Annotated in this window: 9 protein-coding genes; 5 read left to right on the top strand and 4 right to left on the bottom strand. The window is 71.1% G+C overall.

The annotated features are described in order from the left end of the window. Window positions 1–8: 8 nt before the first annotated feature. A complete protein-coding gene (locus AB0I43_RS20810) occupies window positions 9–632 on the top strand; it encodes a helix-turn-helix domain-containing protein (protein ID WP_357432550.1) in 624 nt (207 codons plus the stop codon). Here the strand turns inward: AB0I43_RS20810 and AB0I43_RS20805 are convergent, their stop codons facing one another. Both AB0I43_RS20805 and AB0I43_RS20800 read right to left on the bottom strand, forming a co-directional pair. Then, a complete protein-coding gene (locus tag AB0I43_RS20805) occupies window positions 633–1,922 on the bottom strand; it encodes a helix-turn-helix domain-containing protein (protein ID WP_356975573.1) in 1,290 nt (429 codons plus the stop codon). It abuts the gene before it with no gap. A gap of 204 nt (window positions 1,923–2,126) precedes the next feature. After that, a complete protein-coding gene (locus AB0I43_RS20800) occupies window positions 2,127–2,753 on the bottom strand; it encodes a TetR/AcrR family transcriptional regulator (protein ID WP_356975575.1) in 627 nt (208 codons plus the stop codon). Between the two features lie 127 nt (window positions 2,754–2,880). Here AB0I43_RS20800 and AB0I43_RS20795 point away from each other — a divergent pair, with 127 nt between their 5' ends. Then, window positions 2,881–4,254, top strand: a complete 1,374-nt coding sequence (locus AB0I43_RS20795; RefSeq protein WP_356975576.1) for an AarF/ABC1/UbiB kinase family protein — start codon at window positions 2,881–2,883, stop codon at window positions 4,252–4,254. On the opposite strand, the gene AB0I43_RS20790 is transcribed toward AB0I43_RS20795, so the two are convergent. After that, window positions 4,255–5,736: a multicopper oxidase domain-containing protein gene (locus AB0I43_RS20790; protein WP_357432549.1), complete on the bottom strand. Its 1,482-nt coding sequence runs from the start codon at window positions 5,734–5,736 to the stop codon at window positions 4,255–4,257. 176 nt (window positions 5,737–5,912) lie between these two features. Here AB0I43_RS20790 and AB0I43_RS20785 point away from each other — a divergent pair, with 176 nt between their 5' ends. From AB0I43_RS20785 to AB0I43_RS20775, 3 genes are read left to right on the top strand one after another with little or no spacing between them, the layout of a single operon-like run. Continuing rightward, the gene (locus tag AB0I43_RS20785) at window positions 5,913–7,076 is read left to right on the top strand and encodes a histidine kinase (RefSeq protein WP_356975579.1); all 1,164 of its coding nucleotides are present in this window, start codon (window positions 5,913–5,915) and stop codon (window positions 7,074–7,076) included. Continuing rightward, window positions 7,073–7,705, top strand: a complete 633-nt coding sequence (locus AB0I43_RS20780) for a response regulator transcription factor (protein ID WP_356975581.1) — start codon at window positions 7,073–7,075, stop codon at window positions 7,703–7,705. Before AB0I43_RS20785 ends, AB0I43_RS20780 begins: the two co-directional genes overlap by 4 nt. Window positions 7,706–7,758: 53 nt before the next feature. Beyond that, window positions 7,759–8,997, top strand: a complete 1,239-nt coding sequence (locus tag AB0I43_RS20775) for an acyl-CoA dehydrogenase family protein (protein WP_356975583.1) — start codon at window positions 7,759–7,761, stop codon at window positions 8,995–8,997. 10 nt (window positions 8,998–9,007) lie between these two features. Here the strand turns inward: AB0I43_RS20775 and AB0I43_RS20770 are convergent, their stop codons facing one another. Next, entirely contained in the window at window positions 9,008–12,175 is a 3,168-nt protein-coding gene (locus AB0I43_RS20770; protein WP_356975585.1) for a BTAD domain-containing putative transcriptional regulator, read from the bottom strand. Between the last annotated feature and the right edge of the window lie 121 nt (window positions 12,176–12,296).

The following is a 12,296-nucleotide window of genomic DNA, read 5'->3' as shown; positions in this document are numbered from 1 at the left end:
ATGCCCGGGTGACTCAGGCTTGGTCGGTGCGGGACGCCCGCGAGCGCACCCAGACCTCGCGGCACCGCGAACTCCTCGACGCCGCCGCGCGGGTCTTCGGCGAACTCGGGTACGAGGGCACCACGGTCGCGGCCATCACCGCCGAAGCCGGCGTCTCGCGCGCGACGCTCTATGTCTACTTCGCCTCCAAGGACGAGATCTTCCACGCGCTGGCCGAGCGCGTGCGCGACGAGTTCCTGGCCGCACAGGAATTCGAGGCCACCGACCCGGATCCGAGCGCCGCCCTGCGCGTGACCATCCACGCCTACGCCGCGGCGGTGCTGGCGGCCGGGCCGCTGCTGCGGCTGATCGACCAGCGCGGCGCGGTGGACTCGCGCGTCGGCGCGCTCGCCGCGGAGATCAACGAGCGCCCGCTGCGCCGCTTCACCCGCTATCTCGACCGGCAGGCCGCCGCCGGGGCGATCGCCGCGACCGCCTCGCACCGGGTGGTCGCCGAGACCATCGGCTACGCCCTCACCCACGGCATGCTCGCCCGGCGGGGCGCGTCCCCCGCGGCGCGGGCGGCCTTTCTTGACGACATGGTGCGGGTCAGCCGGTCGCTGCTCGGTTTGCCGACCGGGCCGGGGGAGTGATCAGTTGGCCGAGCGGCGTTGCGCGGCCGGGGTTTCCGGCTGTTCCCGGTAGCTGCGGGCGACCAGCGCCGAGCGCAGATACCACAGGCCGCTGGCCTGGCTGGGGTCGAATCCGGTGATGGCGGCGATGCGCTTGAGCCGGTAGTCCACGGTGTTGGTGTGCACGTGCAGTGCGTGCGCGGTGCGCTGGCGGTTCAGGTTGTTGCTGATGTGCAGGTGCAGGGTGCCCAGCAGCTCGGGGTGCGAGTCCAGCGGGTCGAGCAGCGTGCAGAGCTGCTCGCGGCCGGGCCCGGGCCGGGTGAGCTGGTACTCCAGGGCGAGGTCGTCGAAGCGGTACAGGCTCGGTTCGAGCCGCAGCCGCTGCACCATGTCGAGCAGTTGGTGGGCCTGGTCGGCGGCGCTCGGGATATCGGACACGGCGGCGGTGACCACCGCGGCCGTGACCGGCACCTGCCCGGCCTGGGAGAGCGTGCCGACGAGCTTGTCCAGATCGATGATGTCCGCTCCGGCCGGAATGAGCAGCGTGCCGCCGTCGACGCTGAGCAGCGAGAGGACGGTGTCGCCGACGCCGGCCAGCGCGGCCTGCACGCGGCGCAGTTTGCGCCGCGCGACCACGGTCCGATCCACCGCCGGGTTGGCCTCCTCCGCGTGCGGCGGGACGGCCAGCGCCAGCACGTGATAGCTGGTCGCGATCTCGATGCCGGACTCGCGGGCCATGGTGGAGGTCGGGTGCCCGGCCAGCAGTGCCGAGGTCATCGTGTGCATGCCGTGCTGATGTTCGCGGACCACCGAACGTAGTTCGCGCACATAGGCTTTCGAGACCGTGGTGGTCATGGTGTCGAGGATGTCGACGACCAGTCGCGCGCCGCCGACCAGGTTCTCGTAGTCGCCGCGGCGCAGCACGAACTCGTCGTCGTCGTGGCGGTAGCCGGCGGCCGCGCCCGCGACGACGAGGTCCAGGCCCAGGCGGAACCCCTCGTGGATGGCGCGGTGCACGGTGTCGATCGGCACGCCCTCGCGCGCCCACTGGGCCGCGCTGAACTCGAGCCGGCGGATCTTCTCCGGGGCGTCGGAGCCGTCGAGCATGGTGACGGCCAGCTCCAGGCAGGCCCGGGTGATCGAGGTGACGTCGCCGTCGAGGGATTCCCCGGGCAGGGTGCGGCAGGGAGCGACGGTCTGCAAAAAGTGAGTGACCATCTCGCGGGAGAGCGCGCGGACGTTGCGTAGCGGTTCGGCCAGCGATGGTCCGGGGTGGGTACGGCCCGGCGTGTGTGATGTCTCCACGGTCATCGGTGACCTCTCTTCGAACTCTGAGGAACGGTAACTGTTACCCGTTCTGACAGAAACCGTAAGGTGTAAACGAACTCACCTTCTACTCCTCTTCAAAATTTCGGTGCCGACCCGCAAAGAGCCGTACTCACCTGCGAGAACGTCACGAGAACGCGTTCTCGGCGGAGCGCTCGCGAGAGGGATTACTGGGGTGGTGCTCACTTTTCACGCCGCGCCCCTGCGCTCGGACTCGGTCCACGCCGCGACCATGCGCGCCGTCATCCGGATGGCCTCCTTGCGGGCCTGCTCGTCGACCTCCAGCGCCGCCGACCGGACCACGGCGGCGAAACAGGTGTTGATCAGCACGAATGTCATCACGTCGTACTCGTGATCGTCGCCGGGACCCAGGATCTGGATCACCATCACCTTGACCAGCAACCGCAGCCGCGGCTCGAATTCCGGGATGCCGCTGCTGTAGAACTGGACACCCTCCACCAGCGCGCGCACCAGGCTGGCCTGGGCCGCCAGCTCCTCGGCCAGCACCTCCAGGATGCCGGTGACCATATCCAGCGTGGTCCGGTCCGAGAGCCCGAAAACCTGCTGGGTGAAGCGCTGTTCGATGGTCTCGAGCAGGCGCCGCAGCAGCTCCTCGACGATCACGCCGCGGTCGGAGAAATACCGGTACACGGTGCCGATGCTGACCCCGGCCTCGTTGGCGATGCGGTTGGTCGAGGTGTTGGCGATGCCGCGCTCGCCGAACAGCGCGCCGGCCGTGTCCAGGATGTGTTCCCGGGTGGCTTTGGCGCGCTCCTGGGCGGGACGCCGTCGCTGACCCGTGGCTTTCGACGGCATCGGAGCCTCCTGCCGAGTCGAGAAATGAGCGGCGCTCAGTTTAGGCACGGCACCGTGATCTCGTGGCCGAATTCCCGATCATCTGGACCATTCATAGGGTGGAATGTGGTGGACCAACGGAGGTGCGATGACCGGTCGGGTGCCGAAGGGCAGAATCACGCGGGGCGGCAGAATCGGCAGAATGGTGGCCGGCCAGGCGATTCGGGGCGTCGGGGCGCGGTTGTCGATGATCGGCCGGCCGGAGCAGGCGCGAGCGGTGCTGGCCGAACGGTCCACCCTGCAAGCCGCCCAGCAGCTGGTCACCGTGCTCGGCGGGCTCAAGGGCGCGGCGATGAAGGTCGGGCAGATGCTCTCGGTGCTCGACGTCGACCTGATGCCGGAATCGCACCGCGAGCTGTTCCGGGTGAAGCTCGCCGAGCTGCGCGATCAGGCGCCGCCGGCGCCGTTCGCGGCGATGCGCACCGTGCTCGAGGGCGATCTGGGCCCGCTGGCCCGCGTGTTCGCCGACTTCGACGAGACGCCGATCGCCGCCGCCTCGATCGGCCAGGTCTACCGGGCCCGCCTGCACGACGGCCGCGAGGTCGCGGTCAAGGTGAAGTATCCGGGCGTCGACGCCGCGGTCGAGGCGGACATGCGCAATCTGGCGATGTTCAGCCGACTATGGAAATCGGTGCTGCCCAGCGCCGCCGCGGACGAGGTGCTCGAGGAGATCGCCCGCAATATCGGCAGCGAACTGGACTATCCGCTCGAGGCGCGCACCCAGCACCGCATCGCCGAACGCTATCGCGGGCACCCGTTCATCCGGGTGCCCGATTGCGTGCCGGAGTTCTGCGGTCCGAACGTGCTGGTCACGGAATTCGTTGCGGGACAGCCTTTCCAGGAGATCCGCGAGTTACCGGCCGCCGACCGCGACCGGATCGGGGAACTGGTGTACCGGTTCTACGTCGGCTCGCTGTTCTCCGACTACGAGTTCTGCGGGGACCCGCACCCCGGCAACATCCTGCTCGCCGAGGACGGGCGCGTCGGTTTCGTGGACTTCGGGCTCTACCACCACATGGACGCGGTGCACGTCGACCTGGAGCGCGAATGTCTGCTCGCGGCGGGCGAATACCGCGCCGGCGATCTCTACGACGCGTGGGTCGCGCGCGGCATCCTGGACCCGGACTCCGGCGTCTCCGCCCAGGAGGTGCTGGACTACGTGTGGGCGGCGGCGGGCTGGCACCTGCTCGACGAGGAGCTCACCATCACCCCCGAACTCGCCACCGGCGCGGTGATCATGGCCGTGGATCCGCGCGCGGCGGAGTTCAAAGGCATGCGGCACCAGCGTCTTCCACCCGAGCACGTCTTCTCCCGGCGGGCCGACCTGTTCACCTTCGCCGCGCTCGGGCAGCTGCACACCACCAACAACTGGCACCGGATCGCCCGGGAGTGGCTCTACGGCGAGGCGCCCGGCACCGAGATCGGCCGCGCGGTCGCCGAGTGGCAGGCAGCGCGGCGCTGATCACCCGTGCCCGCCGTGCGGCATCGCCATCGGCGCGGGCGACTGCCCCGGCCCGAGCACCAGGAACTGGCCCATCATGCCGTGATCCTCGTGCAGCAGCAGGTGGCAGTGGTACATGTACGGAAACGTCGGGTCGGTGTGCCCGGAGAACCGCATGACCAGGGTGTAGTGCGAGCCGGGCCGGGTGTAGACGGTGTCCTTCCAGCCCGCGAGCGCGGGCGGCGGTGCGGCGCCGTCGATCTCGGTGATCTGGAACTGGACGTCGTGCACGTGGAAATTGTGCGGCCAGTCGTCGACATTGCGGACCGTCCACACCTCGGTGCTGTGCGCGGCGACGGTGAAGTCGATGCGGTTCATGTCCATCTGCCGCCGGTTGATCTGGTACCACCGCAGTTCGAAATCGCGCGTCGCGGTCGCCGCCGCAGCAGGGATGGCCGTCCACGGAATGAGCTTATCCGGCAGTGCGGCAGTGGATTTCGTCGATGCCGCACCCCGCAGCTCCAGGATGTCGAAGCGGTCGTCGAAACCGAACGCGTGCGCGTCGGCGGCGTCGATGTCGCCACGGTCCGGCACCGGCAGCGCCCGCAGCAGGACCCGGTCCGCGGCCTGGACGGGCACCACGATCTCGGCGCGTTCGCCGGGGCTGAGCTGGATCCGGGTCAGCGGGACCGGGCGGGGGAGCAGGCCGCCGTCGGTGCCGATCAGCTGGAACTCGCGATCGTCGGCGAAGCCGAGATGGTAGATCCGGCCCGAAGATCCGTTGAGCAACCGCAGCCGGATTCGCGAGGTGGTGGCCCGGAAGTACGCTCCCGCAATGCCGTTGGTGACGATCGTGTCGCCGAGCAGGCCGATGTCGCTGGGATCGGATTCGTCGAGCTCGCCGTCGGCGGTGAAGCGCCGGTCCTGGATGACGAGCGGGATGTCGTCCACCCCATAGTCTTTCGGCAGGTCGAGCGCGTCGGCGGCGTCGTCGTCGATCAGGAAGAAACCGGCCAGCCCCCGATAGACGTGCTTCTCGGTGCCGCCGTGCGGGTGCGGGTGGTACCAGAGGGTGGCGGCCTGCTGGTCGATGGTCCACGACGGTTCCCAGACCTGGCCGGGCGCGATCGTCTGGTGCGGCCCGCCGTCCATGCGGGCGGGCACCCGCATGCCGTGCCAGTGCAGCGTCGTCGGTTCCGGCAGGCCGTTGCGCACCTGGAACGCGACGGTCTCCCCGCGCCGGGCGCGCAGGGTGGGTCCCAGATACGGGCCGTTCAGACCCCAGGTGGGCGTGTGTTTTCCGGGCAGTATCTCGGCCCGGCCGGGCGCGAGGGTGAGCTGGAACCGGCGGACGCCGTCCGCGCCGACGGCGGCTTCGGCCAGGGGCGGGATCGGCAGGGCGCGCGGGCCCGCGGCCGCGCCGTCCGGGCGGCCGAGCCCGCAACCGGCGGCGATCGGCGCGACCGCGAGGGCCGCCAGGAACCCTCTTCGCGAAAAAGTCATGCCTGAATCCTGCTGAGCCTCGCACCCGGTTCCCTCCTCCGCGCGGCCGGGGATCGCGCGGGCGAGCCTCCTGCCACCGGCCCTTGCGACACGGCTTGCTGTGTGATAGCTGACGCCTCGCCGCCTCCTACCTGGGTAGGAGGTGCCGGCCCGCGCCGGTCTTCTACCGTGGTTCGGTGACCGAAACCGTTCCGCGTCGTGACCAGTGGCTGCTGCTGCGCTGTCTGCCGCTGGTGCTGGTTCCGCTGCTCCTGCTCGCGAGCACCTTTCCCGGCGAGTTCCGGGTGCCGGTGAGTTACTGGCTGCTCGCGATGACGGCGGCGGTGCTGGTGGTGCTCGGCGCGCGGTGGCCGGTGCCGATCTCGATCGCGCTGTCCGCGCTGGCGGTGCCGATGTTCCGGATCGACGCGTGGGGGCTCTCCGGGCTGGTGCCCTATCTCGGGGCCGTCGCGGTGACCGATGCGGTGATGCGCACCCACGATCGGATGCGGGTCGCGGTGGTCGCGGCCTGCTGGGCGGCGGCGCTGCTGATCGGCCTGTGGTTCGAGCACGCGCCGTTCTGGCGCGCGGCGACCGCGGTGCAGACCCTCGCCTATGCCGGGCTGCCACTGCTGCTGGGGCTGTACCTGCGCGCCCAGCGCGACCTGGCCGAGAAGTTCCGGCTGGAGGCGCTGGCGGCGGAAGCCCGTCGCGCGGAAGCGGAATCGCACGCTCGCGCCGCCGAACGCAGCGCCATGGCCCGGGAACTGCACGACCTGGTCGCCCACCACATGGCCTCGATCGTGCTGCGCGTCGAGGTGGCCCGGCACGTGCTGGCCGATCCGGATCCGCGCGTGGTCTCGGTGCTCGACGACGTGCACGACGCGGCCGCGGATTCGCTGGCCGACATCCGGCGGCTGCTGGTCGCCCTCCGCGATCCCGACCTGGGCGCGGTCGCCCTGGTCGAGTCCGGCACGCTGGGCCGTGAGGTGGCCGCAGCGGTCGAGCGGGCGCGGGCCGCGGGCTTCGACGTCCGCGCGGAGTTGCTGGCCGATCCGTCCGGGCTGGACGCGGTCGGCCGGCTGACGCTGCTGCGGATCGTGCAGGAGTCGCTGACCAACGTGATGAAGCACGCCGACCGGGACCGGCCGGTCGTCGTGCGCGTCGAGCGGGGCCGCGACGGTATTTCCGCGTTCATCGGCAGCGGCGGTCGCGCGGTGCCGAATCCCCTGGGGCACGGCCTCATCGGCATCCAGGAGCGGGTCGATATCGCGGGCGGCACGCTCACCGTCGGGCCGGGCGACGCGGGCTGGATGGTCGAGGCGTGGCTGCCCGCGACCCGGGAGTTGATGCCGCGATGATCACGGTACTGCTCGTCGACGACCAGCGCCTGATCCGCAGCGGCCTGCGGATGCTGCTGGAATCGACCGAGGACCTGCGGGTGGTCGGGGAGGCCGCCGACGGGGTCGAGGCGGTCCGGTTGTGCGCCGAACTCACGCCCGACCTGGTGCTGATGGATCTGCGCATGCCGGGGCTGGACGGTGTCGAGGCGACCCGGCGGATCATCGGGTCCCGGCCCGGGGCGAAGGTGCTGGTGCTCACCACCTTCGACGACGACGAGCACCTGTATCCCGCGCTGGCCGCGGGCGCGGCGGGTTTCCTGGTCAAGGACACCGCCGCCGCCGAGTTGCTCGGCGCGATCCGCCGCACCGTCGCGGGCGAGATGCCCTTCTCGCCCGCGCTGCTGCCGCGGCTGGTCGGCCGCGCCCTGTCCGCCGCGCCGCGGGCGGACCCGGATCCGGTCGCGCTGACACCGCGCGAGCGCGAGGTGCTGGCGCTGGTCGGGGCGGGCCTGGGTAATCAGGAGATCGCCGACCGCCTGCACCTGGGCGTCACCACGGTGAAGACGCATGTCGGGAACCTGATGGACAAGACCGGCTGCGACAACCGCGTCCGGCTGGCCGTCTACGCCCACCGCCGCGTCGACTAGAACGTGTTCTATATTTGGGACACCGTTCCGGCGATCCCGTGGGAGTTTGCACGATGTACCAGTGGTCCGACACCGACCTGATGTTCCGCGACGCGCTGCGCGGTTTCATCGACAAAGAGGTCAAGCCGCACGTCGAGCAGCTGGAGAGCGGTGAGCTGCCGCCCTTCGACATCATCCGCAAGATGTATGCCACCTTCGGCATGGACGAACTGGCCCGCGAGAGCCTGGCCAAGACGATCGCGCGGGCCGAGGCGCAGGAACGCGGCGAAGCGCCCGCCGAGCAGGGCTCCGGCGGCTTCAGCGGTGCGGGCAGCATGGGCGTGATCCTGAACAGCGAACTCGCCGGCGTCAGCCTCGGACTCGTTGCCTCCATGGGTGTTTCGCTGGGCCTGACCGTCGGCACCATCCGCGGCCGCGGCACCCTCGCGCAGAAGAAGCGCTGGCTGCCCGAGCTGGTGACCTTCGAGAAGGTCGGCGCGTGGGCGATCACCGAACCCGACTCCGGCTCCGACGCTTTCGGCGGCATGAAGTCCTACGTGCGCCGCGACGGCGAGGACTACATCCTCAACGGCCGCAAGACCTTCATCACCAACGGCCCGCACGCCGATGTCACGGTGGTGTACGCCAAGCTCGACGAGGGCGATCCGGCCGTGGACCGTCGCGACCGCAAGGTGCTGGCGTTCGTGCTGGACAAGGGCATGGAGGGGTTCGTGCAGAGCCCCGCCTTCAAGAAGATGGGCATGAACTCCTCGCCGACCGGCGAGCTGTTCTTCGACAACGTCCGCCTCACCAGGGACCGCCTGCTCGGCGAGAGCGAGAACCCGGCCAAGGGCGACGGCAAGGACAGCGCCAAGGAATCCTTCGCCGCCGAACGCATCGGCATCGCCTCGCTGGCGCTGGGCATCATCAACGAATGTCACCGGCTCTGTGTGGATTACGCGAAATCCCGCAAGCTCTGGGGCCGGGAGATCGCCCAGTTCCAGCTGATCCAGCTCAAGCTGGCCGAGATGGAGGTGGCGCGGATCAACGTGCAGAACATGGTCTTCAACGCCATCGAACGCACCGCCGCGGGCGAAAAGGTCTCGCTCGCCGAAGCTTCCGCGATGAAGCTCTACTCCTCGCGCGCCGCGACCGAGGTCGCCATGGAGGCCGTGCAGCTCTTCGGCGGCAACGGCTACATGCGCGAGTACAAGGTCGAGCAGCTCGCCCGCGACGCCAAGTCGCTGATGATCTACGCGGGCAGCAACGAGATCCAGGTGACCCACATCGCCAAGGGCCTGCTGGGCGCCTGAGCGGCTGCGCTCAGGCGCTTCGGTCGGCGGCGTCGATCGCCGTGGCGATCCGGTCGACGTCGGCGCGTTCGGCAGCGGGCAGCGGCGCGCCCGCGTCGGCGCGCGCGGACGCCGCCTCCGCCAGCAGCTCGCGCGCCTGCCCGGGCCGGCCGGCGAGAACGGCGGCGCCCGCGAGTCCCTCCAGGGCGAAGGCCACCGCGCGCGGGTCGCCGGTGCGGCGGGCCACCGCCATTGCCTGGTCGTGCAACTCCCGGGCCCGGCCGAGATCGCCGCGCTGCTCGGCGATGAAGCCGAGTTCGGTCAGGCTGTGCGCGATTCCCGGCTCGTAGCCGACGCGCTGATTCCAGTCCAGGGCGGACCGGGTATGCGACTCGGCGTCGTCGAGGCGGCCCTCGCGCCGGGCGCCGAGGCCGAGGCCGACCTCGGCGAAGACCCGGCCGAGCTGGTGGCCGTGGCTCACCGACAGTTCGCGCGCGCGTTCGTGACACGCCCTGGCCTGCCTCAGGTCCCCGGCCAGCAGCGCCAGCCGGCCCAGCCCGGACAGCATGTCGGCGACCTGGGACCACAATCCGAGTTCCTCGGCTCGGCGCAGGCCGTCACGGCGCAGTCGGGCGGCTTCGGTGTAGTCGCCGAGGATCTCGGCGCGCCGGGCCAGCAGGTCGAGGGCGCGCAGCCGGCCCCAGCCATCCCCGAGCTCCGCGAACAGTCGCGCGCTCGCGGTGGCGTCCCGGTCCAGGGCCGCCAGATCGCCACGCAACAGGGCGTGGTGCGCGGCGCTGCTCAGCGCGGCCGCCCGGCCCCAACTGTCCTCGGCGGCAGCGAATCCCGCCAGGGCGCGCTGGGCGAGCGTGGCGCTCAGCGCGTGATCGCCGCCGCCGAGCAGCGCTTCGCCGAGCAGCCATTCGGTGAAAGCCTGTCCCGCGGGGTCGGCCACCTGGTCGAAACTCGCGAGCCCGGCTGTTACCAGTGCCGCACGATCCGCGTCGTCGCGGCCGAGCAGGGTCAGCGCCGCGCGCCAGCCGGTCGCCCGCGCCCGCAGAGCCGTCCCGTCGGCGCCCGGGCTGCACAACGCCGTCTCCAGCAGCCGCACGCCCTCGGCGATGCGGCCCCGCAGGAACCAATACCAGGCCAGGCCGCCGACCAGGCGCAGCGCGACGGTCGAGTCGCCGCGGCGTGCCGAGTCCTCCACGGCTGCACGCAGATTCGGATACTCGGTGTCCAGCGTGGTGAGCCAGCTCCGCTGGTCGGTCAGGCGGAGCTCGTCGCAGGCCCGCTCGGCCAATACCGTGTAGTACTCGTTGCGCGCCGCGCGTACCCGATCGGCCGCGCCGGATTCGGTCAGGCGTTCCGCGCAGTACAGGGCGACCGACTCCAGCAGCCGGTAGCGTGGCCCGCCACCGCTGTCGGTCGTCGTGATCAGCGATCGATCGACCAGCCGGGCGAGCAGATCCAGCACGCGCCCGCGCGACAGGTCGGCGGTGGCGGCGCAGATGTGCTCGGCAGCGGCCACGCCGAACCCGTCCGCGTGCACCGAAAGACGGCTCAGCACAGCCTGTTCCGGCGCGCTGAGCTGGGTCCAGCTCCAGTCGATCATGGCGCGCAGGGTCTGCTGGCGACCGGGCCCGCCGCGCTGCCCGGCGACCAGCAGCTCGAAGCGATCGTCCATGCGGGCGGCGAGTTCGTGCACGCCCAGCGCGCGCACCCGTGCGGCGGCCAGCTCCAGCGCCAGCGGAATGCCGTCCAGACGCCGGCAGATGGTGGCCACGGCGGCGGCGTTCGACGCGTCGATGGTGAAGCCCGGGGCGGCAGCCGCCGCCCGCGCGGCGAACAGGCGGACGGCGCTGAACTTGCGCAGCGCTTCGGCGCCGAGGTCGGCGGGCGCGTGCGGCAATTCCAGTGCGGCGACGGGATATACGGCTTCACCGCTCACCCCGAGCGGTTCCCGGCTGGTGGCCAGCACCCGCAGACCGGGCAGGGCCCGCAACAATTTCTGGGTCAGCTCGGCCGCCACCGCCACCACGTGCTCACAGTTGTCCAGGACCAGCAGGACCTGCCGTCCCGCCAGCGCCGTGATCAGAGCATCGACCGGCGCACCGGCGGCCCGCAGGTCGTTGCGGATACCGAGGACGGCCTGCACGGTGTCGACCAGGGTGGTGAGCGAGGCGCCCGGGTCCGACCCCGCCAGCTCGACGAACCAGGAACCACCGGGGTACTCGGCGCGCACGGTGGCCGCGACCTCGATCGAGAGCCGGGTCTTACCGACGCCGCCCGGGCCCACCAGGGTGGCCAGCCGGTACTCGCCGATCAGCGCCCGCACCTCGTGCGCGGCTTCGGCCCGCCCGATCAGTTCGGTCAGCTGGCCGGGCACGTTCGTCGGTGCGCCGGGCGCCTCGTGTCGGCTCGTGGTCGCCTCGCTCGCGGCGCGGCCGGGCGGGGCGAGCAGCGGATCGTGAGCCAGGATCGCTCGGTGCACGGCGGTGATCTCCGGGCCGGGGTCGACGCCGAGTTCGCTGCGCAGCCGCTGCCGCAAGTCGGTGAACGCGGCCAGCGCCTCGCTCTGCCGACCGGCGTGATACAGCGCCCGCAACTGTGCTGCGCGCAGGCGTTCGCGCAGCGGATGTTCAGCGATCAGCGGCGCGAGTTCGCCGCCGAGGCCGGAGAATTCACCGAGCTCGAGCAGCGCCTCGGCGCGGGTCTCGATCGCACTCAGCCGCAGTTCGGTCAGGCGTGCGATCTCGACGACCGCGAAATCCGCGTCGGCGAAATCGGCGAGCGTGGCGCCGCGCCAGAGTCGCAGCGCCGCGGTCAGGGTGTCCGCCCGGTGCCGTGCGCTCGTGTCCACGGGGACGAGCGCCTGTTCGAAGCGGTCCGCGTCCACCGTGCCGGGCGCGACGGCCAGACAGTAGCCCCCGCCCCGCGCCGCCACCATCGCCCGGGCTCCGGGCTCGGCGGCGGCCAGCAGAGCGCGCAACTGCGAAACCTTGACCTGCAGAGCCGCTCCGGCCTTGCGGGGCGCACGTCCGGGCCACAGCACCTCGAGAAGCCGGTCGGTCGACACCGGATTGCCGCGATGCACCAGCAGCACGGCGAGCAGCGTCTGTACCTGCCCGGCCGGCAGCGGGACCGGCGCGCCCTGATCGGTCCACACCTGTAGCGGACCGAGCACCCCGAACCTCATGACCGTGACGATACGGACCCGCCGGTCCGCTCTCAATCGGCGTGTAGGGCGGTCGTAGGCGTGGTGTAGGGCGGCCCGGCGATGGTTCTCGGCGACAGACCAACCCCTCCGGAAAGGCGAA

Origin of the sequence: Nocardia sp. NPDC050435, assembly GCF_040655395.1 — a bacterium.
GTDB lineage: Bacteria > Actinomycetota > Actinomycetes > Mycobacteriales > Mycobacteriaceae > Nocardia.
The sequence above is the reverse complement of the archived record's forward strand: the minus strand, read 5'-3'. Positions and strand labels throughout refer to the sequence as shown.

Bases quoted from the DNA above. Each gene is read 5' to 3' on its own strand.
- AB0I43_RS20795 (WP_356975576.1), top strand. From the start codon at position 2,881: ATGACCGGTCGGGTGCCGAAGGGCAGAATCACGCGGGGCGGCAGAATC.
- AB0I43_RS20800 (WP_356975575.1), bottom strand. From the start codon at position 2,753: ATGCCGTCGAAAGCCACGGGTCAGCGACGGCGTCCCGCCCAGGAGCGC.
- AB0I43_RS20790 (WP_357432549.1), bottom strand. From the start codon at position 5,736: ATGACTTTTTCGCGAAGAGGGTTCCTGGCGGCCCTCGCGGTCGCGCCG.
- AB0I43_RS20780 (WP_356975581.1), top strand. From the start codon at position 7,073: ATGATCACGGTACTGCTCGTCGACGACCAGCGCCTGATCCGCAGCGGC.
- AB0I43_RS20770 (WP_356975585.1), bottom strand. From the start codon at position 12,175: ATGAGGTTCGGGGTGCTCGGTCCGCTACAGGTGTGGACCGATCAGGGC.
- AB0I43_RS20805 (WP_356975573.1), bottom strand. From the start codon at position 1,922: ATGACCGTGGAGACATCACACACGCCGGGCCGTACCCACCCCGGACCA.
- AB0I43_RS20775 (WP_356975583.1), top strand. From the start codon at position 7,759: ATGTACCAGTGGTCCGACACCGACCTGATGTTCCGCGACGCGCTGCGC.